The organism is Pseudoalteromonas sp. H105 (genome assembly GCF_001469215.1).
Classification (GTDB): Bacteria; Pseudomonadota; Gammaproteobacteria; order Enterobacterales; family Alteromonadaceae; genus Pseudoalteromonas.
Map to the genome: position 1 here is coordinate 609,053 of NZ_LOFH01000001.1, position 25,571 is coordinate 634,623.

General features: G+C 39.5%; 25 protein-coding genes and 2 tRNA genes. 11 read left to right on the forward strand and 16 right to left on the reverse strand.

All coding sequences use genetic code 11. The features are described 5' to 3' along the window. Positions 1-160: 160 nt before the first annotated feature. The 14 genes from ATS75_RS02635 to ATS75_RS02700 all read right to left on the reverse strand — a co-directional run bounded on the left by ATS75_RS02635 (position 161) and on the right by ATS75_RS02700 (position 16,100). On the reverse strand, positions 161-2,482 hold the full coding sequence (locus tag ATS75_RS02635; RefSeq protein ID WP_058558863.1) for an efflux RND transporter permease subunit: 2,322 nt from the start codon (positions 2,480-2,482) through the stop codon (positions 161-163). Beyond that, positions 2,482-3,480: a WD40/YVTN/BNR-like repeat-containing protein gene (locus ATS75_RS02640; RefSeq protein WP_058558864.1), complete on the reverse strand. Its 999-nt coding sequence runs from the start codon at positions 3,478-3,480 to the stop codon at positions 2,482-2,484. The genes ATS75_RS02635 and ATS75_RS02640 overlap by 1 nt, the downstream gene beginning before the upstream one ends. A gap of 127 nt (positions 3,481-3,607) precedes the next feature. Beyond that, entirely contained in the window at positions 3,608-4,972 is a 1,365-nt protein-coding gene (locus ATS75_RS02645; RefSeq protein WP_058559079.1) for a DUF1329 domain-containing protein, read from the reverse strand. Between the two features lie 10 nt (positions 4,973-4,982). Beyond that, positions 4,983-7,085, reverse strand: a complete 2,103-nt coding sequence (locus ATS75_RS02650) for a DUF1302 domain-containing protein (RefSeq protein ID WP_058558865.1) — start codon at positions 7,083-7,085, stop codon at positions 4,983-4,985. Between the two features lie 243 nt (positions 7,086-7,328). After that, positions 7,329-7,550, reverse strand: a complete 222-nt coding sequence (locus ATS75_RS02655; RefSeq protein WP_058558866.1) for a DUF2835 family protein — start codon at positions 7,548-7,550, stop codon at positions 7,329-7,331. 2 nt (positions 7,551-7,552) lie between these two features. Next, complete coding sequence (gene pepN, locus ATS75_RS02660; protein ID WP_058558867.1) at positions 7,553-10,147, reverse strand: aminopeptidase N; 2,595 nt, start codon at positions 10,145-10,147, stop codon at positions 7,553-7,555. A gap of 43 nt (positions 10,148-10,190) precedes the next feature. Then, positions 10,191-11,654, reverse strand: coding sequence for a Na+/H+ antiporter NhaC (nhaC, locus tag ATS75_RS02665; RefSeq protein WP_058558868.1), 1,464 nt, complete (start codon positions 11,652-11,654; stop codon positions 10,191-10,193). A 171-nt stretch (positions 11,655-11,825) separates the two neighbouring features. Next, positions 11,826-13,859, reverse strand: a complete 2,034-nt coding sequence (gene prc, locus ATS75_RS02670) for a carboxy terminal-processing peptidase (RefSeq protein ID WP_058558869.1) — start codon at positions 13,857-13,859, stop codon at positions 11,826-11,828. A gap of 26 nt (positions 13,860-13,885) precedes the next feature. After that, positions 13,886-14,458, reverse strand: coding sequence for an RNA chaperone ProQ (proQ, locus tag ATS75_RS02675; RefSeq protein ID WP_058558870.1), 573 nt, complete (start codon positions 14,456-14,458; stop codon positions 13,886-13,888). Positions 14,459-14,472: 14 nt separating this feature from the next. After that, on the reverse strand, positions 14,473-14,751 hold the full coding sequence (locus tag ATS75_RS02680) for a hypothetical protein (RefSeq protein WP_058558871.1): 279 nt from the start codon (positions 14,749-14,751) through the stop codon (positions 14,473-14,475). Continuing rightward, positions 14,748-15,209, reverse strand: coding sequence for a GAF domain-containing protein (locus ATS75_RS02685; RefSeq protein ID WP_058558872.1), 462 nt, complete (start codon positions 15,207-15,209; stop codon positions 14,748-14,750). The genes ATS75_RS02680 and ATS75_RS02685 overlap by 4 nt, the downstream gene beginning before the upstream one ends. A 125-nt stretch (positions 15,210-15,334) precedes the next feature. Continuing rightward, positions 15,335-15,730: a hypothetical protein gene (locus tag ATS75_RS02690; protein WP_058558873.1), complete on the reverse strand. Its 396-nt coding sequence runs from the start codon at positions 15,728-15,730 to the stop codon at positions 15,335-15,337. Between the two features lie 135 nt (positions 15,731-15,865). Then, a tRNA-Ser gene (locus ATS75_RS02695) sits at positions 15,866-15,956 on the reverse strand. Between the two features lie 53 nt (positions 15,957-16,009). Further along, positions 16,010-16,100: transfer RNA gene (locus ATS75_RS02700), tRNA-Ser, on the reverse strand. A gap of 265 nt (positions 16,101-16,365) precedes the next feature. Here ATS75_RS02700 and ATS75_RS02705 point away from each other — a divergent pair. From ATS75_RS02705 to ATS75_RS02755, 11 genes are all read left to right on the forward strand, one after another. Beyond that, positions 16,366-17,031, forward strand: a complete 666-nt coding sequence (locus ATS75_RS02705) for a Bax inhibitor-1/YccA family protein (RefSeq protein ID WP_058558874.1) — start codon at positions 16,366-16,368, stop codon at positions 17,029-17,031. A gap of 55 nt (positions 17,032-17,086) precedes the next feature. Then, a complete protein-coding gene (tusD, locus tag ATS75_RS02710) occupies positions 17,087-17,440 on the forward strand; it encodes a sulfurtransferase complex subunit TusD (protein WP_058558875.1) in 354 nt (117 codons plus the stop codon). Further along, positions 17,437-17,793, forward strand: a complete 357-nt coding sequence (tusC, locus tag ATS75_RS02715) for a sulfurtransferase complex subunit TusC (protein WP_058558876.1) — start codon at positions 17,437-17,439, stop codon at positions 17,791-17,793. Before tusD ends, tusC begins: the two co-directional genes overlap by 4 nt. Continuing rightward, on the forward strand, positions 17,790-18,056 hold the full coding sequence (locus ATS75_RS02720; protein ID WP_058558877.1) for a DsrH/TusB family sulfur metabolism protein: 267 nt from the start codon (positions 17,790-17,792) through the stop codon (positions 18,054-18,056). Before tusC ends, ATS75_RS02720 begins: the two co-directional genes overlap by 4 nt. A gap of 2 nt (positions 18,057-18,058) precedes the next feature. After that, positions 18,059-18,388, forward strand: a complete 330-nt coding sequence (locus ATS75_RS02725; RefSeq protein ID WP_058558878.1) for a TusE/DsrC/DsvC family sulfur relay protein — start codon at positions 18,059-18,061, stop codon at positions 18,386-18,388. A gap of 2 nt (positions 18,389-18,390) precedes the next feature. Beyond that, positions 18,391-19,062, forward strand: a complete 672-nt coding sequence (locus ATS75_RS02730; protein WP_058558879.1) for a pseudouridine synthase — start codon at positions 18,391-18,393, stop codon at positions 19,060-19,062. Between the two features lie 249 nt (positions 19,063-19,311). Continuing rightward, the gene (gene mnmA / locus ATS75_RS02735; protein ID WP_058558880.1) at positions 19,312-20,412 is read left to right on the forward strand and encodes a tRNA 2-thiouridine(34) synthase MnmA; all 1,101 of its coding nucleotides are present in this window, start codon (positions 19,312-19,314) and stop codon (positions 20,410-20,412) included. Further along, positions 20,412-21,014: a high frequency lysogenization protein HflD gene (hflD, locus tag ATS75_RS02740; RefSeq protein WP_058558881.1), complete on the forward strand. Its 603-nt coding sequence runs from the start codon at positions 20,412-20,414 to the stop codon at positions 21,012-21,014. Before mnmA ends, hflD begins: the two co-directional genes overlap by 1 nt. 32 nt (positions 21,015-21,046) lie before the next feature. Continuing rightward, positions 21,047-22,417, forward strand: coding sequence for an adenylosuccinate lyase (purB, locus tag ATS75_RS02745; protein WP_058558882.1), 1,371 nt, complete (start codon positions 21,047-21,049; stop codon positions 22,415-22,417). 80 nt (positions 22,418-22,497) lie between these two features. Further along, positions 22,498-23,643 carry a cupin domain-containing protein gene (locus tag ATS75_RS02750; protein ID WP_058558883.1) on the forward strand — a complete coding sequence of 382 codons (1,146 nt, stop codon included), beginning with the start codon at positions 22,498-22,500 and terminating at the stop codon, positions 23,641-23,643. A gap of 12 nt (positions 23,644-23,655) precedes the next feature. Beyond that, entirely contained in the window at positions 23,656-24,114 is a 459-nt protein-coding gene (locus ATS75_RS02755; protein ID WP_058558884.1) for a GNAT family N-acetyltransferase, read from the forward strand. Positions 24,115-24,171: 57 nt separating this feature from the next. On the opposite strand, the gene ATS75_RS02760 is transcribed toward ATS75_RS02755, so the two are convergent. Both ATS75_RS02760 and ATS75_RS02765 read right to left on the reverse strand, forming a co-directional pair. Then, positions 24,172-24,633, reverse strand: coding sequence for a DUF4826 family protein (locus ATS75_RS02760; protein ID WP_058558885.1), 462 nt, complete (start codon positions 24,631-24,633; stop codon positions 24,172-24,174). Between the two features lie 140 nt (positions 24,634-24,773). After that, complete coding sequence (locus ATS75_RS02765) at positions 24,774-25,565, reverse strand: SDR family oxidoreductase (protein WP_058558886.1); 792 nt, start codon at positions 25,563-25,565, stop codon at positions 24,774-24,776. Positions 25,566-25,571 lie beyond the last annotated feature (6 nt).

Genomic DNA, 25,571 nt, shown 5'->3' on the forward strand with positions numbered 1-25,571 from the left:
AATTTAATTGTGTGGAGTCAGTTAAATTCTAACCCTTTTACAGCCAATAAACAGCCCTTTCGATGAAAACATTTTAAGCATTTCAGCTATTTGGTCATCTATTCACAAAATATAGATATAAATGGCCTATAAAGGCCATTTAGGAGCAAAAATATTCACATTATTTTTTCTGGTCGGTCCAGAGTAAGCTACCTATTGCTGGTAATAACAGCACTGCACCCAGCATATTCACTAGGAACATGAAAGTAAGAAGTATCCCCATATCAACCTGAAACTTAAGATCTGAGAAGATCCATGTACTCACACCTATCGCTAGGGTTATACCTGTGAACAATACGGCACTGCCTCTCTCTGCTAATGCATTGCGGTATGCTATCGGTAACGCAACGCCTTGCTTTAGCTGCCCCATCATCGATGACAAAATATATATCCCGTAATCAACACCAATACCCACACCTAATGCAATCACTGGTAATGTCGAAACGGTTAAGCCTATTTGTAACTGAACCATTAAGGCCTGTGCTAGCGTTGATACGATATACAATGGTAATACAACCGCAATGGTAGCTTTAACACTCCTAAAGCTAATCAAGCATAATATAATCACCGCACCATAAACATAAATCATCATAGGTAATTGCGCAGCCGCTACAGATTCGTTCGTTGCTGCCATAACACCTACCGGACCGGATGCTAATTTAAATTGTAGTTGATCAGTCTGCTCTTGTTTTGCAAATTCCTTTACATTGCTGATCACGTTATCGATAGTTTCTGCTTTATGATCGTCTAAGAAGATAATCACAGGCATAACTGAGCAGTCACCGTTAAGTAAACCTGTACTGGTTTCAACCCGTGCGCTCGCTTGCACTAGGCTGGCCGTATTACGAGGAAGTGTTTGCCATTTTAGATTACCTTCGTTGTACCCTGCATTGACAGATTGTGCGACTGAACTCAAACTAACAGCAGATTGAACACCTGCTAAGTTCTCAATTTTGTATTGAAAACGGCTAACTCGCTCCATCACACCATGGTCAGTACATGCCGCTGGATAAGCTTCTACCAACACTTTTAAAATATCTGAAGAAATGGTGTATTTATCAGAGATTAAAAAAGTATCTTGGTTATATCTCGCATCTTGATGTAATGAAGGGGCACCTGCATGTAAATCACCAATACGCATTTTGTCTGCTTGCCAATAACCCAACGCAAAAAGTACTAACGTAAAGACAATGATAACTTTTGCAATTTTAGGGTCTGTCGCTTTGACTAAAAGCTCACGAAGATTATCTAACATGTTAGGTTTTTTCGTGTTGCCCGATTGAATATGCACTGCGTTTTCAAAACGCATATATGACGCCCACACAGGCAGTAAAATCAAGTTAGTGAAAATAATAACAGCTACACCTAAACTTGCAGTGATAGCAAGCTCACGAATAATACCAATATCAATAGTCAATAGAGTCAAAAAGCCCACCGTGTCAGAGAGTAACGCGATACCCCCAGGAACAAGTAAAGCCCTGAAACTTGATTGGCAACATACACGTGTGGATTTACCCTGTGCAACCTTTTTACCTATCGCGTTAATCATTTGCACACCATGGCTCACACCTATTGCAAAGACTAAGAAAGGAACAAGAATCGACATAGGATCAAGGCCAAAACCAAGGCTAGATAACAAACCTAATTGCCAAACAACCGCAATGATTGAGCAAGCAATGGGGAGTATAGTCAGCTTCAAGCTTCCACAAAACAGCCAGACCATGATAAAAGTGAATGCAATAGCAATGGCAAAAAATAAAACAACGCCTTTTGCGCCTTCGGCAATGTCACCGGCCATTTTTGCAAAACCAATGATATGGATACTTACATTCTCAGTACTTAATGGCTCGCGGATTTGAGTTTCAAGCTTTTCAGCGAATGCTAAAGTATCTAGCTTTTCTTGAGTTTGAGGATCTGTTTCTAATAGCTGTGCGCTTACCATTGCACACGAGTAATCAGATGCAATCATGCGCCCAACGACTTTAGCCTTCTCAATATTTTGCTTAACAACACCTAAGCCTTCAGCATCGGCCTTAAAATTAGCCGGAATAATTGGACCACCGGCAAAACCGTCTTCAACCACTTCAACAAATCGAGCACTCGGAGAATAAATAGAGTTTACAAGTGGACGGTTAACTCCGGGTATAAAATAGAGCTGATCGTGAACCGCTTTCAACTGTGTAAAGAAGTCTGGGTTAAATATATCTCCACTATCATCGCACACAGAAATAAGAATACTATTTGCACCGCCAAATTGCTTCTCATGCTTCAAATAGACTTTCATATAGTCATGATTTAATGGAATGTTTTTATTAAAAGAAGCATCGAGCTGAATATGAGTCGCTTTAAAGGCAAGTAAGCATGTGAGCAACACAAAACTGATAAGCATTATTAAGCGATGACGAAACACCGCTTTTTCTAAGAAATCTAATATCCCCTGCATTACGGAGTAATCCCCTTAATTTTGATCCCATCTTCAGATGCCATAATGAGATTATCTTCAAAGATAACAGCATCTAATATAGACTTGCCATTTGGCAACTGTTCAACTGTGAGCTGTTTATTTTTATAATGAAAAATAACACCACTGTTAGCTAATAATAACCAACTTTGGTTACCCATATTTAAAATACTGTTTACAGTCGCTGTCTTTTTATTTTTAATATGAAGCCATGGCTCAGTCCCTGTACGAGTAAAAATATTACCTCTCAATCCTGCGACTAACGCCTGGCCTTTTTCGTCCTGAGCATAAGAAAAAAATGAGCCTGGGTAGATTTCGTCTTCACGGTGCCATGTTTTACCCTTATCTGGACTGCGTGCCATTAATCCCATTTCGCCAACAATAATTAATTCGTCACCTGCTGCGACAATACGGTTGAAGTGAGGCAAGATTGAACTTGTTTCAATTTCATACCCTTCTGGGTCAGTCTCTTTTAAATCATCAAGATAGTCTCTATCATCTTCATGCAATAACGACTCTAAAAACCGTTTATTCCACTGCTTACCGCCATCATTTGTTTCATAAAACATACCATAAGCGCCTACTGCATAGCCGGTCTGGTTGTCAGTGAACATAATATCTAAACAGGGTTTGTCAAGTTGCTCATTAACATGTTGTAACTGCCAATTGGCTCCGCCATTGGTTGAATGAATAATCGTGGCATCGTGACCACAAGCCCAACCAGTTTGCTCGTTAATAAAATTAACAGCGGTGAGTAATATTTGGGTAGGTACTATTGCTTGATCCCACTTTACTGCATCAGTACTAGTAATAATCGTGCCATGTTTACCGACAGCAACAAGTTTTTCACCGTTGTATTCAATATCTGTTAAAAGTGTTTTTTGCGCTTTGGGAGCGCTTATTGCGGGCTGCGGTGCTGCTGGAACAACAGAGCTTAGAAAGGCCAAGGTAGTTAACCCCGCATAAAGCAAATACTTCATATAATAAAATCGCCTTGAGGAGAGTAAGTTTGTTGTCAATCGTGCAAATGGAAAAACCAGTGAGTGTCAGAAAGACAAACGTGAATTGATAAAAGGCACCTAATTATAATTAGGTGCCTGTCTTATTTTAACGACCTTCGCGACGTAATGCGTTAGACGTAAACTCGTTGTCATTGAATGATTTAGAGAAATCATACATTTTCTCTTGGTTATCTAAACCAATTGCAAGATAACGACGAGAGTTAAGATCATGATAAACATCCAGCGTACTCCAGTTAGTTAGGGCGTCATAGTAATTTAAACCATGCGCCATACCTACACGATACATTTGATCACGATTATCATAGATGTCTGTCACGTGTACTTGCCAGCTATCTTCATCTATATAAAAAACACGTTTTTTATAAATGTGGCGAGTGTCTTCTTTTAAATTTGCCTCAACAACCCACACACGGTGCTTTTCATAACGTACGTGTTCAGGATTAACATGACCGGCCATCAAGATATCATCATACTCTAGCTTGTCACTGTGCAACTTATAGCTATTATAAGGAATATAAAGCTCTTGTTTACCTTTGAGCGTCCATGTATAGCGGTTTGGTGAGCCATTAAACATATCAAAATCATCAGTAGTACGTAAGCTATCGGCTGCTGTGCCTGGTGCATCATATGCTACGTTAGGTGCACGACGAACACGACGTTGTCCTGTGTTGTAAGTCCATGCTTGGCGAGGGGTCAATATCTGGTCCATTGTTTCATGAACAAGTAAAGCTGTGCCCGCTAGTCGTGCTGGCTGCGTTACTTTTTGTTTAAACTTAAACAAAATATTAGATTCTTGCAATTCAGCTGGCGTAACCGCTGGATCAGAATATTTAACAAGCAACTGTTCATCAAACCCAACCATATTGTAAGAGCCAGAAGCGGTCGGTGCAGCTTGTCCACCAAATCGTTCAATTGATAAACCACGGTAGCGTAGTAGATGATTCCAAATCGCCTCTAAACCATCTTTGGGAATTGGAAACGGTATACCAATGGCTGTATTCTTAATACCGTTACCACCTTCAACTAATTCAGCTGTAGGGGCATATTTTTTTGTCGCGTCATAAACAAATTGCGGGTTTGAAGCGCTTCGACGAGTTGTATAGATATTCATTTTGAAAGTATCTGGGTACGCTTCAAATAAAGCAACTTGGCCAGGGCTAAGGTGATCTTTGTATTGAGCTACATTTGATTTGTCGATTGTAAATAATACTTTATCGTCTGCAAATGGGTCAATATGGTGCATACCTGGGGTATAACCAGCAGGTGCCTTAGTAATACCGCCAGTCCATGCTGGAATAGAACCGTCAGCGTTACCAGCTTTTTCTGCGCCAACTGGCGTTAAATCATTGCCTAAACGAGCAACTTCTTCGCTCGTCATTTTAGCAAAAACAGCGTTTGTGGCAAATAAGCCACACACTGCCAGTGCAATGAGGGTAGGTTTTTTTATCATGATGATACCCTTAAATTGAATATTTAATATTGAAAGAAACATAATCACGGTCAGAGAAAGTATTTGTTTGACCGCCACCCCAGAACGTATTGTAACTAAAGTCAAATGACCAAGCATTTTGATAGTTAAAGTTCATGGTCATACCTAATGACTTGCGATCTTCAATGAACAAGAACATTGGATCAGGAGTGATACCATTTACGTCATGAGAAAATACAAAACGGGGTGAAAAGTTCACACCTTTGAAGAAATTATAGTAATCGCCTTTTGCGATTAAACGATAACCCCAAGCTGATGCTGTTGGGAATGGGTTAGTTTCAGGACCATTTGAAAGCCCTAAATGTAGTGTCGAGTAATCAACTGATCCCGGGCCAGTGATAACACCACTTCGACCAGTACCTGATACGTTCAAACGTAATTCATCGTATTCAGGTAAATCATTAATACGCACACCCCCTACTTCACCCACAACGGCCCAACTATCTGCACCGAGTGAAGGGCCAAACAAATGCGTGGCGGTGAATTGTAATTGTGCTGTATTACGAACAATGTAACCTTGAGCTGTTTCACCTGGACCTACAACACTTGTTGCATCGCCTTCACTCATTTGCGAAATACCTGCAAGGTCTGGTCGTAGTCCTGCTACGGCGAGTTGCTCTGGCATACCAGCATAAAGAAGTTCCACATCATCAATTTGAAGAGGCTCATCTTCACGGAACGTAAACTCACCCGCAAATGCAGTTTCACCCAACGACGTGTTAAAACTTAAGCCGTACAACTTAATATCCTCAGGATATACTAACTGGCCTTGTGTAAACGCATTAAGGTCAGTCACGTTGTCTTCTGTGATAGTAACATCTGGAGACAAAATCATCGCTAAATCCGCACCAATTGCTTCGCTAGTAAAGTTTGAAACTTTACCAGAAATAAGCGGACGACGGCTGTGGTAGTTAATGTGATAAAGCGCAACCTCAGTATCATTTAGCTCAGGAAGAAACATACCTAAACGTAGGCCATATTGACCACCGTTATCAGGATCCGTTTTGCCAGCATTGCCTTTACCCTTAAGAGCGACTTTTGTTGGATAAGCCAAATACATATTAGCTAGAAGAGCTTGACCTTCAGCACTTTGCGGATTGATACCTTGTGCAGTGGCTGCTGCAACCCAATTTTGTTGCAGTGAATTTAGGCTGTTTGTCAAAAACTCAAGGTCAATATCTGGGTTAGCAGTAAAGCCGAGTTGAATATTTTGCTGATAGCCATTTTCTGACGCAAAATCATTGGTAGAGAAATAACTACCCGCTACAGGTAAGCGTGTTTCATGCCATTGATATTGATAAAAAGCTTCAAGGTTTATATTTTCAGTGATACCTAATGATGCCCAAAGCATACCAACAGGGATAAACGCTTCTTTAAGCTCAGAACCAGGGGCTTTTAGACGGTCTATATCAACGGGGTTTACATTGATACCATGGGATATAAGTGTACTCTCACCCCAGTTAACAACTTGCTGACCTAAACGGATAGACAGTGGATTGTTACCACCGTTTAAATCAAAGTTAGCCCATGCGTAAGCATCTAGTAAACGTACATCTGCACATACTTGCTCTTTAGTATCTTTGTCATCACATGGATCCACACTCGAACCTGATGTTGGGTTCATATAAGCGCGGTCACCGTCCATCAGTTCAAAATCATAGAAATACATGAAGCGAGTAAAGAAACCATAATTGTCTTTACTGATTGATAAATCATGCGTTCCTTTTAATAATTTAGAAAACGAATCACCGCTGTCAAAATTAAGGTTGCCTGCATCACCATTATTAGAATAGGCGCCATCTTGCGCCCAAACATCTGCCGAAGAGTAGATTGGGTTTAGCGCAGAGTTGTAACCTGTCCAATTGAATGCTGGGTTATTACTCTTACCAATATGAGAAAAGTCACGGTCTTCGACACGTATACTTTGTCCATATGAAAAATTTGAATCAAACGTTACGTCAAAGCCACCAACCTCAAAGTTAGCAGCGTTAACTGAACCGGCAGATAAACCAAGCGTTGCAGCTGCTAGGCCTAAAACTATTTTGTTTTTAACAAAAAGCGATCTTCTTATCATTGTGTGTTCCCCCTGTCGCGGGTATTTTGTGATCAAGTTGTTGTTTTTAGTGTAGTAGTAACGATAGAACCGAAACATAAAAATTACAAACAGAACGCGTTCAAACGACCATAAATTTACAATTTAGTTGGCGTTTACGTAATGGTAAGACGTCCTACCAGATAATTTATACACGTAAATTAACAATAGGACAAATTGAATTAACAAAAATACAATATAAATATGTAAATTTTTTAGAAAAACTCAGCTTACCCGTTCTAATCGTACAAACTTATTTTCGAATGTTAGCAATAAACGAAAGCGCCCTCTTATCCCTAAAGAAGAAATAAAAGGACGTAAATGATGCGCGTCAAAGCGAACCTTTTTGCCACCATCCTCAATAACTTGGACTGATCTGTACTTACCATCGTAGTAATCTAAACATTGCTGGTAAGTCAGATTCAGTAAAAAGTAATACTCACGCATATTTATTTTAGTGCTTTTTCAACTTTTTCGAATACATCATCACTTAGGCCTTCCAAAGAAGCTAAGCGCATTAATTGAGTTTTCATTCCCTGAGCACGTTTTTCGTCGTAGCGTTTCCACGACATGAACGGTGTGAGCATTCGAGATGCATTTTGAGGATTAATTGCATTGAGCTTTATTAGTAAATCCCCTAAAAGCGCATACCCTGCGCCGTCCTCACGGTGAAATTGAGCCGTGTTGAAATGACTAAAACTTCCTACCAATGCACGTACTCTATTAGGGTTAGAAAAATCAAAACATGGGTGATCATATAAGTGTTTTATTTGCTCAATCGCTCCATTTTTGGACTGCATAGCTTGTAAAGCGAACCATTTGTCCATCACGAGTACATCATGACGCCATTGACTATCAAACTTAGCGAGTAATTCATCGCAAAGTGGGTGTTGGGCTTTCACTGCTGCACTTAGACTCGCTAAAACATTAGTCATATTGCTAGAATTAGCAGCAACGACTAAACAATCCGCAGCATCATTGGTTCCAGCCTTAGCTAAATAGTGTAAACATTGTCCTTTTAAAGCACGTATTGCAACAGAAAATGGGCTAATAGCACCATCATCTATAAGGCTGTTGTAGCAATCTAGAAGAGGTTGATATAACTGTTGAGCTATTTGTTGTTCGAAACGCACTATTGTTTGCACTATCTCATCAACGGGTATTATTTCAAACTCAGCTGCAAGCGCATCAAATGTAGGAAGTTTCAAAAGCTCTGCTGTCAGTGCGAGATCACCTTTTGTATTGGTCACAAGCTCATGTAGTGTGTTTATGACATCATCACTGAGTGAAACATCCTTTCCACTTTTTACAGCCTGTTTTACAGCATTAATAAACAGCGTCTGCTGAGCGTCCCACCGTGAAAAGTCACTACGTGCATAGCGCATTATATGTAAGAGCTGACCTTCATCAATTTCATGATTCAAAATACACGGGGCTGAAAAGTCTTCAAGTAACACAGCGACAGGTTGAGTTTTAAAACCATCAAACTGAAACTCTTGATATGGCTGTGTAACATTTAATACAGAATCAATGAAGGTATTTTCAAATTTGAGATCAAGACTAATGCCTTGCTCATCTAGTAGTTCTAAAGCAAATGGAATATGCAGAGGCTTATTCTCAAGGTAATTACTTGGAGGCTGCTGCTCTATCGTTAATTTTAACGTGCCTGTGCTCTCATCAAATGATTGACTTACAGATAATCGTGGCGTTCCCGCTTGGCTATACCAACGCCTAAACTGAGAAAGGTCAATACCCGATGCATCGTTCATTGCGCAAACAAAGTCATCACACGTGACCGCTTGGCCATCATGACGTTCAAAATACAGTTCCATGCCTTGTTGGAACTTTTCTTCACCCAGTAATGTATGCATCATACGAATCACTTCTGCCCCCTTATCATAAACAGTGACAGTGTAAAAGTTATTCATTTCGATTACTTTTTCTGGCCTTATAGGGTGTGACATGGGGCCAGCATCTTCACTAAACTGATGCGTGCGCATTACTTTCACTGCATCAATACGATTAAGGGCTCGTGAGCCTAAATCACTACTAAACTCTTGATCACGAAATACCGTTAACCCCTCTTTTAACGAGAGCTGAAACCAGTCTCGGCAAGTCACACGGTTTCCAGTCCAGTTATGAAAGTATTCATGCCCAACTATTGATTCAATAGTATGGTAATCTTTATCTGTTGCTGTTTCTTGGTTTGCTAAGACACATTTAGAGTTAAATATATTTAGCCCTTTATTTTCCATTGCCCCCATATTGAAAAAATCCACTGCGACGATCATATAAATATCAAGATCATATTCAAGGTTGAAACGTTCTTCATCCCATTGCATTGACCTCTTCAAAGATTCAATAGCATGAGGTGTTTTAGATAGATTTCCCTTATCAACAAACAATGCAAGCTCAACATTACGGCCACTTTTAGTAGTGTAAGTATCTGTGAGTACATCGAACGTACCTGCAACTAGAGCAAATAAGTAACTTGGTTTTTTAAATGGATCCTGCCATTTAGCAAAGTGAAGGCCATTATCCAGTTGACCTTCAGCAATCTTGTTGCCGTTTGACAAAAGGTGCTTATATTTTTGCTCGGCTATTATTGTTACATCAAAGCTAGCAAGCACATCAGGTCTGTCTAAAAAGTATGTTATTTTTCTGAAACCTTGCGCTTCACATTGAGTACAATACGCACCACCAGAAAGGTAAAGCCCTTCCAATGAAGAGTTAGTATCTGGAGACGTTTCTGTAACAATACGTAATTGACAACTAAAAGGGAGATTCTTTATGCGCAACTGCTCATTTTCGACATGGAAATCACCGTAGTCAGCACCATCTAACTCAACTGAGATAAGTGTTAAATCAACGCCATCTAAAACTAAATCCACATCATTTTCAACAGTTCTTTCTAATTGTAAAACAGCAGTAACACGGGTATTTAGTGGTTTTAATTCAAAGGTAAGATCGACATGTTCAATTTTAAAATCAGGGGCTTGGTAGTCTTTAAGATATTGAGTTTGCGGCTTGTTTATTGCAGTCATAGGAACTCCAAATGGGCTCCTCCACCAAGGAGGAGCATTTATTTCATATGTGTTGCTTTGGCTTTATGCGTAAAATTTTAACGCCTAAATAAGCGTACACAACGGCCAATAATGGATTTATTAGGTTGAAGAAAGCATAGAATAAATAATCTAGCGGGTTTACATGTAATACACTTTGCATATAAGCACCACATGTATTCCAAGGAATGAGCGGACTTGTAATTGTACCGCCATCTTCTAATGTTCTTGATAAATTAACAGGCTTTAAACCTCGCTTTTCATATTCGTCTTTGTACATGCGGCCTGGTACAACAATGGCGATGTATTGATCAGCAGCAATTACGTTAGTCCCTATACACGTCGCAATCGTTGCTGTGATAAGTGAACCCGTGCTTTTCGCTATTTTTAGTATACTTTTAACGAATATATCTAATAAGCCCGTTTTTTCCATAATCGCACCAAACATTAACGCAGTCATAATCAGCCAAGTGGTGGTCAACATTCCAGCCATCCCTCCTCCGCTGAGAAGTGAATCCATTTTTTCATCACCAGTAATGATATTGAATCCGTCAAAAAATGTAGCCCATATCAGCTTAAAATAACCAATTAAATGGCCTTGAGATACATCAATTTGGCTTGCTATTAAGTCTGACTGGAACAACATTGCCCACACAGCACCGATAACTGCACCAATAGATATTGCAGGAAACGCTGGCATTTTCTTTATCGCTAATGCAAGTAATACAATCAAAGGAACCAACATCTCTAAACCAATATTAAAATTCTGTTCTAGAATAAGGGTTATTTCATCAATACGACCAGCTTCATTTTCTGCACTGGCATTAAAGCCCATCACAATAAAAATAATCAATGCAATGATAAAGCTAGGGACGGTTGTCCACAGCATGTGGTGTATATGTTCAAATAAATCAGCACCAACAACAGCAGGTGCAAGGTTGGTGGTTTCTGAAAGAGGACTTAATTTATCACCAAAATAGGCGCCTGAAATAACGGCACCCGCAGTAACGACCGGATCTAAACCAAGACCTGTAGCAACACCTAGCAATGCAGTACCAATGGTGGCAGCTGTCGTCCATGAACTTCCTATGCTCATTGCTACAATACCACATATTAAACAACTCGCTGCATAGAACCAGCTTGGGTTAATAACCTGCAAACCATAGTAAATCAGCGTAGGCACTGTACCTGATAGTAACCAAGTACCAATTAAGGCGCCCACCATTAATAAAATTAAAATAGCGCCGAGTGACAAGGTAATACCTTCAATCATCGCCTGTTCTAATTTTTTCCATGTGTAACCGTTTTTTAGTCCGACTAAAGCAGCGGTAAACGTTGCAAATAACAATGCAATTTGATTCGGCCCTGATGATGAACTATCACCAAATAAATACACAGCGGCACCTAATAAACAGATCAGCACAGAGATAGGGATTAGCGCGTCCAAAAAACTCGCTTTGTTGATAGGTTTTTCTTCTATTGGATTCAAATTTGAAACTCCCACGCGTTATTTTATACACGCTTAATTATTATTTTTAGCACAGAGAGAAAATGTTGAACATTACCTCTATCTGGGTTTAATGGACGATTATAGCAATTTCATATGCTTTAGGCAGCAAAAAAGGCGCTTAAGCGCCTTTTTTAAAGTGTTAAAAAGCGTCTATTTTTTAGCGAGACGCCCAAAATTAATGTAGTCCTGTGTGATTAGAGCTGCTTCTTCAAGAAATGGATCCAAGCGATCAAGTACATCAGGCACATCATCGAGGTCTTTAACTGGTTGCTCACCAAGACGGACTAAACGTTCATTAGTCCGCTTAAGCGCTAACGCATCATTCTCTTCTTTCTCTTTAATACGATTCGCTTCAACTAACGAAATCGTTTTACGATCTTTTTCCTCGTTATAACGAGCAATATCTTCAAACACATAATTAAACTCAGGCTCGGCCTTAATACGATCAAAGTGTTGCTTAGTAATATGGCTAATTGCCGAGTTTAAATTATCAACTGAATTATAGTTTGCACGAATAATACTATCCCAAGGCAAAGCGTTATCTTCTTGGCTTTCACCCCACTCTGCAGGATTTATTGCTGAAGGGAATGAAATATCTGGAATAACACCTTTATGTTGTGTGCTACCACCATTTATTCGATAAAATTTCGCAATGGTATATTGCACACTACCCAGCGCGTTATCATACAAATCATAAGCTCGACCCAGCGGCTTATGCTGCTGTACAGTACCTTTTCCAAACGTTTGTTCGCCTATCACAATTGCCCTGCCATAGTCTTGCATAGCAGCCGCAAATATTTCAGAAGCTGAAGCACTATAACGATCAACCAAGACTGTTAATGGACCATCATAAAAGGTTATACCGTCCCTGTCTTTTTGTTCTTCAATGCGGTTGTTTAAGGTATGTATTTGAACAACGGGGCCCTGATCAAAAAACAGACCTGAAAGTTGTGTGGCTTCATATAAAGAACCACCGCCGTTTTGCCTAAGGTCAATAATAATGCCATCAACCTTAGCTTCTTGTAATTTTGCTAACTCAACTTTTACATCTTTAGAAAGATTATTGTAAAACCCTGGAATTTCTATTACACCAATCTTACTAGTAAGATCAGAGTAGGTGGCTTCGAATACTTCTGATTTAGCAGCGCGGTCTTCTAGTCGTATTTTGTCTCTAACAATTTCAACTATTTTTGGCGTACCATGGGTATCAGCACCCTTAAGATATTGTAAACGAACCTTAGTTCCTTTAGGACCTTTGATGAGGTCAACAACATCATCTAAACGCCAACCAATAATATCAACAAACTCTTCGCCATCTTGCGCTACACCAATAATACGATCGTCTGCTTTTACTTGCTCTGATTTATCCGCAGGGCCACCGGGAACTAAACTACGAATTACTGTGTAATCTTCATCATAGCCTAATACAGCACCAATCCCTTCTAATTCGAGATCCATGTCCATTTTAAACTGTTCAGCTCGACGTGGAGAAAGGTAAGAGGTGTGAGCCTCGATACTTCTAGCGAATGAATTCATAACAATTTGAAACGCATCTTCACTTTTAGTTTGTACTAAACGTTTTTGTGCGTTTTGGTAACGCTTGGCAAGTATTTTTTTAATACCTGGCCAATCTTTACCAGTCATTTTTAATCGAAGCGCATCATATTTAACACGTTCTCGCCAAAGTTCATCAAGTTCGGCTTGTGAAGACGCCCATTGTGCATCTTCACGGTCATAATAGTATTCGTCGTCTTTATCAAAAGTCATTTCTGTTTCAAGCAGTTTCAATGAATATTCATAACGCTCGAAACGTCTCTGCATACTCAAATTGAATATGTCAAACGTGAAATCGAGCTTGCCTGTCGTCAATGCATTATCAAATTGGTTGCGGTATTGCTCAAAAGAAGCAACATCCGCAGCCAAAAAGACGCTTTTATTAAAATCAAGGGATTCGATATAACGATCAAACACTTTACTAGAAAGTGCGTCATTAAAACGAATAGGTTTATAGTGTGCACGAGTAAATAAGTTAGTCACTCGCTTGCTAGCCGTACTATGCTGACTTTCTTGCTCCAAAACTGGCAAGTCTTTTGCGGTCAAAACATCGACTACGTCTGCCGATGCAAATAAAGACCCCGAATAGAGGGCCGCGACTAACGGAATGAGCGTAAACTTCTGACTCATACACAACTCCTTAATTTATATACAGCTTAAACTATGTAAAGGCTGTCTGCTTTTGTTTTAACTTGCATGCCTGTCACTAATTCAACATGAACATCATCTTTGTTCACTTCAGTGATAGTTGCATTAACAAGTGCTTGGCCAAGTTTAACTTTAACCTTGTTATTAACCTTAGCGGTTTTATCACCATTTTTGGCAAATTGCCCTGATTTCTTTTTGTAAGATTTTGTGTCTGAGTCATTACGAGGGCGCTGTGCTTTTTTGCGTTTAGCCATTTTAGCACGGCTTTCTTCAAGCGCTTTTTGAGCATGATCAATATGCTCTTGCTCTACTTTTTCACCCTGATTTCCATCTAGGTCGATGCGGAATTCAGACTTAGTAACGGCTTCTAAATAACGCCAGTTAGATGTGTATTTTCTTAAAGCCTGACGAACCTGAGTTTTACTTACTTTCTCAGAACCTTCAATACGCTCAGCAATATCTTTAAAGATACCTACCTTTAGCGGTTTGATGCCGTCTTTTTGTTTAAAACATTGTGGAAATTCTTGGTATAAAAATTCCAGTACTTCGTTGATATCTTTTAGCTTGTTTGTGGTTTCCATTTTAGAACCTTTTGTTACATCTTTTCATCAATTGACGAATCGACATAGTGTGTTACCCAGTCGGTCAACTCTTCGAACTCAGCCTCTATAAGCGCCATATCGCCACGAAGGTGTTCCCAAATACCATTAATAATCTCATCGATTAACTCACACTCAAGTTCATCAGGAAGACGATCCCAAGCAATGTGAATTAAATCGTTTAGCGTTTCCGCTACGTGTTCTTCATCTCCTTCCCAATCGCCTACATCAGCGGTGGCAAAAAGATAATCCTGTACATTTATCAAATCTTTCATGCAAGCGTAGCCTCAAAACACGTTACTAATGCTTCAAGACCCTGTTTATCATCGCTATCAAAACGAGCAAGACTCGGGCTGTCGATATCCAATACAGCAAATACTTCTCCGTTTTTGTGGATAGGTATCACTATTTCAGAATTTGATGCGGCATCACAGGCTATGTGACCAGTAAATGCGTGAACATCTTCTACTAGTTGAGTTTTTGCAGTCGAAGCTGCCGTTCCACAAACCCCTTTTCCTACAGGAATACGAATACACGCAGGGTTGCCTTGAAACGGCCCTAGTACTAATTCTGATGGGGAGTCCATTAGGTAAAAGCCCGCCCAATTCACATCGTCTAATGATGTAAAAAGCAGCGCACTTATGTTAGCCATATTGGCTATAATGTTAGTCTCACCAGTAATTAGCGACTCAGTTTGTTTAACTAATGACTGGTAAAATTCTTGCTTTTGCATACCAAACTACTTCTTATCAAACATACAGTAGGTAAAGGTACTCTTTGTGGCCAATAATTGAAACCTTTTCAAGGCAAAAAAAAGCAATTTACGCTAATTTTCAGTAGGCTTGATTAATATTTCCACTATTGCGGTGCACTCTTTTTTATAGCTGCTTTTCTCAGTCCATATAAAAATAAGCCCGCTGCTAACGCTGACATGACAGTATTAATCAAAAAAACCATTCCCTGCGTTGCACTTAATAAGTAACTGAAAACAGCTCCTCCGAGTAAACCTAACGTTAATACACCTGAATAATTAACTTTTGCATATTTGTACATCAGTAAATACCCAGGAACCACAAACGCCGCCATAGTCAAACCGACGATGTGTGCATTGGCAATTGCGCTAATAAGAAGGTTAAAAAATATAGAAAGTGAATCACCTTGCAGTGTTAAGGCATAATAAACACCCAGTACAGTACCAATAATAACAGGGGAAAGTAGCGACAAAGCAACACTTTTGGCTAACTTATTTTTCATGCGTAGTCCTAAACAACGTGGTAATAATAGCCTTAATGATGCATTAAGTTTAGCAAGTACGAAACTGAGACTATGGTCGTAGGGTATTTGAATTTTTCAATAAAAAAGCCCACTCAATGAGCGGGCTTTACTATATGGTGGAGAGATAGGGATTTGAACCCTAGAGGGGCTACAAACCCCTGCCGGTTTTCAAGACCGGTGCATTCGACCACTCTGCCATCTCTCCGAAACTGCTATAAATTACAAGTAAGAGTGTACTCATAATTAGTTTAAATTAGGTGGTGGAGAGATAGGGATTTGAACCCTAGAGGGGCTACAAACCCCTGCCGGTTTTCAAGACCGGTGCATTCGACCACTCTGCCATCTCTCCGACGGCGTGCATAATAGATAATGCTTTGGCTTTTGTGAAGCTTTTTTTTCAAAAAATTGCCCAAGTGACTAAAAAACAATTGATTTGTATATTCTTAATACAACCCCGTATACAAAACAAACATAATGGGAACTATTTTCTTTAAAGTGGGTCTATTGAACTACAAACATTTGCCCAAATATACAAGTCTTGATAATCTAACTTTAGTTATATATCTAAGTTAATCATCGGAACTACAACAAGTTTCATTTATAGGAGCTCTACAATGGCATTTAATCATTCGTACAATACCGCTAAGCCGGTTATGTCGACCATTGAAACAAACAAAGTGCTTAAAAACACTTATTTCTTACTGGCCATGACATTAGCATTTAGTGCAGTGACAGCTGGTATCTCAATGGCCTTGAATCTTCCCTACTTTATGGGGTTAGTATTTACACTTATTTCTTTTGGTTTACTCTTTGTAGTCAATAAAAAAGCGGATAGCGCATCTGGTGTAGCATGGGTATTTGCTTTCACAGGTTTAATGGGTGCCGGTCTAGGACCACTTTTAAATCACTATGCAGCAATGCCTAATGGCCCTATGCTTATAATGCAAGCATTAGGATCTACGGCGCTAATTTTTCTTGGTCTTTCTGCGTATGCACTTAACACGAAAAAAGACTTCTCATTTATGGGTGGCTTTTTAACAGTTGGCCTTATTGTTGTTATCGTTGCTAGCATCGTTAATATTTTTATCGGTAGCTCTTTAATGTTTATGGTACTAAATGCTGCTGTTGTATTAATTATGTCTGGACTTATCTTGTTTGATACTAGCCGCATCATTAACGGCGGAGAAACAAATTATATTCGTGCAACTGTTTCTTTATATTTAAGCGTGTACAATTTATTTACTTCATTACTCGCCTTGCTTGGCGCAAATAATGACTAATTAAATAGTTCTGTTAAAATAGCCCCTCTTTAGGGGCTTTTTTATTGGATATGTTTTGGCACGATTCGTACTTTCACTACACAGCGCACCGTCAGATCACGACACTACTCAACGACTATTCAAATTTGCATCTACTTGCTTGGATCAAGGCCATCACGTTGATACCATCTTTTTATATCAACAAGGGGTTTATCACGCCAGCGAACACATAAGTTTAGCAACCGACGAGCTTGCTATTTCGTCGCTTTGGCAAACACTACACGAACGTGGCATTAAACTTATGTTGTGCATAACAGCAGCTGAAAAACGAGGTCTTAATATTGCGGCTACTGAGTTATTTACCGTAGCAGGTCTTGCAGAATTTGCGATGCTTGCAAGTGATGCTGATAAATGGGTGCAGTTTAAATGATTAATGTTCTAGTATTAAGCCAACACAGCCCTTTTGACGATATGCATATTCGAGAAGCCCTCGATATGACTCTTATATTTGCTGCTATCGAGCAAAACATAAGCTGGTTGTTTACTGGCCCTGCGGTCCTTGCATTAAAGCAAAATCAATCCCCTGAATCAGTCGGACTGAAAAACTATTTTAAAAGCATAAAAACATTAGAAATTTATGACGTTGAAAATATATATGTATGTGAGAAATCTTTGATTGACTACAACCTGAACAAAAATGATTTAATAATCGATGCCATAACTTTGGACTTTAAAGCGCAAAGTCAATTAATTAGGGCACAACAACAGGTTGTAAACTTATGAGTACATTGCATATTTTATCAAAACCCATTAGTTATTACGACAATGAACGACTCGTTAACTTAATACAACAAAACGACACTGTTTTATTGGTCGGGGATGCTTGCTACTCACAGAATCTTTATATTCAGCTTTGTGACAGGCTTTTACTTTTATCGGACGACGCTAAAGCCCGCAACATTGAAATTATGCAACAAAATACCGCAATCGATTATGAAATATTTGTAGCAAAAACCCTATCTTCCTCTCAGTCTGTAACTTGGTAACCATGCTAGAATTTAAAAATCAACAAATCGAAACAGATAAACAAGGCTATCTCCTTGATCATCAACTCTGGACACCTGAGCTTGCATCAATATTAGCAGAACAAGAAAATATTGATCTTACTGAACAGCATTGGGAGGTTATAAACTTTGTACGAGGCTTTTACCTTGAATACAACACAAGCCCCGCTATTCGTATGTTAGTTAAAGCCATGGCTAAAGCGCTCGGTGAAGACAAAGGCAACAGCATTTATCTATATACGCTTTTCCCGAAAGGCCCGGCTAAGCAAGCCACAAAAATTGCAGGACTACCAAAACCAGCACGGTGCATATAACGATGACAACAAATACATCCAAAAACAGGCGCAGCAGCGGGCGAAGTTTTAGTCGAGATTTAACGTCTCGTAATAAAAAGCCGCTACACACAAGTAATAAAAGAGAAGTCAAAGAACAAATTCCTTTAAGTGAGCGAAAAATTGTTCTATTTAACAAACCATTTGATGTGTTATGCCAATTTACTGATGAAAATAATCGTCAAACATTAGCTGACTTTATTGATATTAAAGACGTCTATGCTGCGGGTCGTTTAGATAGAGACAGTGAAGGATTATTACTTTTGACTAATTGCGGTAAATTGCAAAACACACTTACTGCGCCAAATAAAAAAACCAGTAAAACATACTGGGTACAAATTGAAGGTGTGCCGTCAGACGAGGCAATTGAAGCGTTACGCAAAGGTGTACATTTAAAAGATGGCATGACACGCCCAGCAGATGTGGAACGTCTCCAGCCTCCGCATTTATGGCCGCGTAATCCCCCCGTCAGAGAACGCAAAAATATTCCTACTAGCTGGTTAAGTATCAGTTTAACTGAAGGCAGAAACCGACAAGTTAGACGCATGACAGCCCATATTGGACACCCAACATTAAGGTTAATTCGTTATAAAATTGGACAATACACATTAGATAATATTAAAAATGGTGAGTATAAATTACTTCAAGGTGAGTAATTACCCTTAGGGAGAACACAATAGCTCTGGTAAATTCCGCGCCATTTTTAAGCCCTCCTCATATCATTAATTAGTGTTTTATAGGCAAGACAAAACTTGCATTTTGGGTGGCTTGCCTTCTATTTTACATGCTATAATCGCGGCCTTTCATACGCCATAAGCTATGTGAGTGTTTAAAATTTCACACTCTTTCTCTCTCTTATGGTTAGTAGTATAAAATGACAGCAACCTGTATAAGCGAAAATATCCATGAGCGAAAATAGTCACATTAAAGTCATTGTTGGCATGTCCGGCGGTGTTGATTCTTCTGTATCAGCTTATTTATTGAAACAACAAGGCTATCAAGTTGAAGGCTTGTTTATGAAGAACTGGGAAGAAGATGATAATGATGAATATTGTGCTGCTGCTGAGGATTTAAAAGACGCACAGGCGGTCTGCGATAAGCTTGATATTGAACTGCACACTGTGAATTTTGCAGCCGAGTATTGGGATAATGTTTTTGAGTATTTTTTAGCAGAATACAAAGCCGGTCGTACGCCAAATCCTGATATTATGTGTAATAAAGAAATAAAGTTTAAAGCATTTCTTGAATTTGCAGCTGGTGCACTTGGTGCTGATTACATCGCTACTGGCCATTATGTGCGCCGCGAGCTTCGTGATGACAAATATGTGATGTGCCGTGGCCTTGATGACAATAAAGATCAAAGTTATTTTCTATACACCCTAAGCCATGAGCACATTGGCCAAACACTCTTCCCTGTCGGTGATATTGCTAAGCCTGAGGTTCGCCGTATTGCCGAAGAGCAAGACCTCATAACTCACGATAAAAAAGACAGCACAGGTATCTGTTTTATCGGTGAACGTAAATTTAAAGACTTTTTACAAAAATTCTTACCTGCACAACCTGGTGTTATTGAAGACACAGAGGGTAATAACGTCGGTGAGCATGAAGGATTAATGTACCACACACTTGGCCAGCGTAAAGGTTTGCTAATAGGTGGTATGAAAGAAGGCTCTGGTGAGCCATGGTACGTTGTTGATAAAGATATTGAACGCAATGTACTTGTGGTTGGTCAAGGTAAAGACCACCCTCGCCTTTATAGCAATGGTTTAAATGCTAACCAACTACATTGGGTTGATAGAGTAGGCCCTAAAGGCACAACTCGTTGCACAGTTAAAACACGTTATAGACAAGAAGATATCAGCTGTACTCTCCTTGTGGGCGATGATGGCTTAGCCCGCGTGTTATTTGATGAGCCGCAAAAAGCCGTAACGCCTGGTCAATCAGCGGTATTTTATGCTAATGAAGTATGCCTTGGTGGCGGGATCATTGATTCGGTGATCAAATAATGACTGAAAACCAAGTAATGGCTTTGGCCGCAATGTGCCAAATAGCCAAGCAAGTACAAAAAATTGCACAGTATGGCAGTAGCAATGATTATGACCTTGAAAAGTTACTTTCAAGTATTGTCGTTACTAACCCTGATTCACCTGAAGACGTGTATCAAGGAACTGAAAATCTTAGATCAGGTTATCAATGCTTACTTGATCAGCTCAGTGCTGGCGAGAAAAAAGATGTTGAAATCGTTAAGTATGTAGGTGGTCTAATGCAACTTGAACGCGCACTTAGTGCAAAATCAAGCAGCTTAGCTGATCTTGGTAAAGGCATTGATGACATAAAGCGACGTTTAGATCATTTTGCAATTACTGATGCAACATTAATTGCAGCCCTTGCAGATATATATTCAAAGGTGCTTAGCCCCCTTGGGCACCGCATTCAGGTTTATGGCAAACCTGATTTATTGAAACAGCAGTTAGTACAACACAAGATACGCGCACTATTACTAGCGGGTATTCGAAGTGCTGTACTTTGGCGACAAATGGGCGGTAAACGCCGTCATTTTTTCTTTGCAAAAAGAAAAATCATCGCCATTGCTAAAAACCACATTTAATTATCGTTCAAAACTAAAATTTAGGAGTTATTATGGAGCTTTCAGCGTTAACAGCTATCTCTCCGGTGGATGGTCGCTACGGCAGCAAAACCACTGAACTACGCAGTATTTTCAGCGAATTTGGCTTGATAAAATACCGTGTAACAGTCGAAGTTCGTTGGTTACAAGCCCTTGCTGCTGCTGATAACATCAAAGAAGTACCGGCATTTAGCGACGAAGCAAATGCTTTACTTAACGCGATTGTTGATAACTTCAGTGAAGCCGATGCGCAACGTGTAAAAGATATCGAACGTACCACCAACCACGATGTAAAAGCGGTAGAATACTTACTCAAGGAAAAAGTAGCAGATAACGCAGAGCTACATGCAATCAATGAATTTATTCACTTTGCATGTACCTCAGAAGACATCAATAACCTGTCTCACGGTTTAATGCTTACTGAAGCACGTAACGAAGTATTACTTCCTTACTGCGATCAACTACTTAATGCAATTAAAGAAAAAGCGATTGAGTACAAAGCAGTGCCCATGATGACCCGAACTCACGGTCAACCAGCAACGCCTTCAACGATGGGTAAAGAATTTGCAAACGTGTACATGCGCTTAAAGCGTCAACGTGATCAAATTGCACAGGTTGAAATGCTAGGTAAAATTAATGGTGCTGTTGGTAACTACAACGCTCACCTAAGTGCTTACCCTGATTACGATTGGCATAGTCATGCAGAACAATTCGTGACAAGTCTTGGCTTAACATTCAATCCATTCACGACTCAGATTGAGCCGCATGATTACATTGCTGAGCTATTTGATGCGATTGCACGTTTTAACACTGTATTACTTGATTTTGACCGTGATGCATGGGGCTATATTGCGCTTAACCACTTTAAGCAAAAAACCATTGCGGGTGAGATTGGTTCATCTACTATGCCACATAAAGTTAACCCTATTGATTTTGAAAACTCAGAAGGTAACTTAGGTCTTGCCAATGCCATTTTTGGGCATTTAGCGCAAAAATTACCTGTGTCACGCTGGCAGCGTGATCTTACTGACTCAACAGTACTTCGTAACTTAGGTGTAGGCATGGGCTATGCATTAATCGCATACCAATCAACACTTAAAGGCGTGAGCAAGTTAGAAGTAAACGAGCAACGTTTACTTGAAGAGCTTGATCAAAACTGGGAACTTCTAGCTGAGCCAATTCAAACCGTTATGCGTAAATACGGCATTGAAAAGCCATATGAGAAGCTTAAAGATCTAACCCGTGGTAAGCGTGTAAATCAAGAAATTATGGCTGATTTTATCGATGGTTTAGATTTGCCAGAAGAAGCTAAAGTTGAAATGAAAAAGCTGACGCCGGCTAACTATATCGGCCGTGCAGTAGAGTTCATAGACAATTTAGCGTAAGCATAAAGCTAAAACATTTAAAAAGCGAAAGGCCCCCCTTTCGCTTTTTTTATCTCTATTCGTTTGTAAATGGTGAAAATATGTATCAATTAACGATTAACTCCCTATCAAAGCAGGACTTTTTAAAAGAATATTGGCAGAAGAAACCCTTGTTAATTAAACAAGGGCTTCGTGATTTTCAAGATCCGCTCGATGCTAATGAGCTGGCAGGCCTTGCGATGGAGGAAAGTATTGAATCGCGTATTATCACCAACCAAAATAACGACTGGCAAGCACACCACGGCCCGTTTGAGGATTTCGAATTACTAACAGACCAACACTCTACTTTGCTCGTTCAAGCAGTCGACCATTGGCATCTTGATGCTGCACAAATACTTGAGCCTTTTAGATTTATTCCTAATTGGCGCATTGATGACTTAATGATCAGCTATTCAACGCCAGGTGGTGGTGTGGGTCCTCATTTAGATCAGTATGATGTGTTTATTATCCAAGGTGAAGGCAAAAGACATTGGCGTGTTGGTATGCCTGACAGTAGTTTAAAACAATTTGCACAAAATAAATCGCTATTACAGGTAGAACAGTTCCCAGCCGTTATTGATTGTATTTTAGAGCCAGGTGATATTTTATATATCCCACCGGGTTGCCCTCATGAAGGCTATGCGGTAGAAAACGCGATTAACTATTCTGTTGGCTTTAGGGCCCCAAATCAGCAAGATTTACTTTCGAGTTTTGCCGATTACGTGATTGATAAAGAAGTTGGCAACACCCGCTATTCCGATCCACTGCTAGAAACCAGAGAATCGAAAGGACTCCTTAGCAATACAGAAGCTGATAAGGTTAAGCAATTACTCGCCTCATTATTACAAGACGACACTTTATTTAAATCATGGTTGGGTCAAACAACCAGTGAACCTAAACATGAAATGGATTTAATGCCGCCAGAAGATCTGTATACACCTGATCAAGTAGCCCAGTTAATAGATGATTCTGACGAGGTTTTTGAACGTTTAGGTGGCACGAGAGCAATATACCAAGTCACTAATAATGAGCTTATTTTTAGCGTAAATGGCCAAAATTTCTTACTGCCAAAAACAGATCTTGCAGCCGTAAAATTATTAACTGATGACGTTAGCATGACAGCTGAACAAATTAAAAGTTCAAAATATAGTTTAAAATTTATTCAATCCTTTACTACACTATTAAACGAGGGCATTTGGTTTTCTTAGAGGTAGGATGCAATGAGTTATCATATCGACAAGGTAGAATGGGATACGCGAAAGGATTTACTACAACATATTAGAGAACGCGTGTTTGTATGTGAGCTGCACATACCAAAGCACATAGAATTCGACAATTTAGATAGTAATGCATTGCATGTACTGGTCACTGATGACGCAAAGTCTCCTGTGGCAACAGGCAGAATTTGCAGCGACGGTTTAATTGGTAGGATTGCGGTATTACCTGAACACCGTAATCGTTCCGTTTATAAGTCGCTGCTAAGCTATATGGTCAAGCTAGCTCAGCAACAAGGCTTTAACAATATCAGTATAAATTGTATTTTAAACGAGGTTGAACGCTTCAAACGTAATGGTTTCACACAACAAGGCTTTGTTTTTATGGAGGCTGGTATTCCACGCCAACGTATGCAATGCCCTATTAGTCAATTTGATACAAAACCCTTTACATTAGTGCATTAAAAAGCGAGCCGTTAGGCTCGCTTTTTTTTCATTATCAACAAGTTGAATCATGTGACATTAACTTGCTTCGTTAACCCAAAGGTGGTCTCTTTCGTACATTTCATATAGACCGTGAGCACGATTAACTAATAAGTTTGCAAAATCAACTTGTGTTTTATCCAGATTTCCAGACTGCATTATTTGGTCTGCTTTTAATTGCCATTGAAGCGAAAAATAACGCAGCGCATCACGCGGGTTTTCAGCTGCAGTATCTTGGGCATGATCTGTCGGTAAACGCCCTGTTATCACCCAGTAATTTTTACCCGTTTGGGCTTTAAATTTCCACAGTGCACACAAAGGGGCAATAAAACGGCTCTCTTTTTCAATTAATGTTTTAGGGAGAATACCTTTTTCAGCTAAATGCTTTTGCGCACTTTGAAAACACTCACGCTGCCATATTGCACTTTGTTGTTGTGCTTGAGCATGCTCTTCAGGTGTTAATTCTTTAGATTGTTCAGGTTGAGTTTGTTCTTGTGTCATTTTTAATTACTCTTTTACAACTTTTAGACACTTTAAGTGCTATAACCCCAGCGTGCAAGCAAAAATACAGTATTATTGGCCGCCATTACTGTAAACACAGCAATACAAAACGCACAATTAGCGATCAGAATTTAAAAGCCTCACCTGTAATTTGTTTTTGCTGTTATGCGATTAAATAAACTAGGAAAAAAACGTTTAATTGTTGGTGCTAACCCGCTTAAACCTTGTCCTACGATAACTTCGTCTTTTTGTTTAGCGATCGCATTTATCATTTTTTTAACTGCAACCGATACATCCATGCCATTTTCAATTGAGTGCTCTGGCTTATTTTGCGCAACGCCATGCTCATCAAGTGAATTATGCGCAATAGCTGTTTTTATGGAACCCGGACATATTGTTAAACAATGTATATTTTTATCAGCTACTTCCGCCCTAAGGCAATCCATAAAACCAACCACAGCATACTTACTTCCTGAGTATCCGGTGCGAAATTTAGATCCCACTTTCCCTGCAACACTACTTATAGATACAATAGAGCCACAACCGCGTTCAACCATAGAAGGTAACACCGCTTTTGTCAGTGCAATTAACCCAAAATAGTTTACTTCCATTAATTGTCGATAAACCGAAAAGTCATTCTCTAAAAACAAACTTCTTTGTGATACACCGCCATTATTAATTAAAATATCAACGCGCCCTATTTCATCCATTCTTGATTTAACGTGTTCAAAAACATGCTCAGGCTTTGCTAAGTCTAACGGAATGACTGAGTGATTATCACCGTCTAAAGTCGCTTTAATTTGTTCTAATTTATCGGTGTTCCTCGCTGATAAAATAATAGTTGCACCTAAATGTGCCAACTGAACCGCTAATTCTTGTCCGATACCTGACGATGCACCGGTAATCCACACTGTTTTATTTTTAAAATTCATCATAAC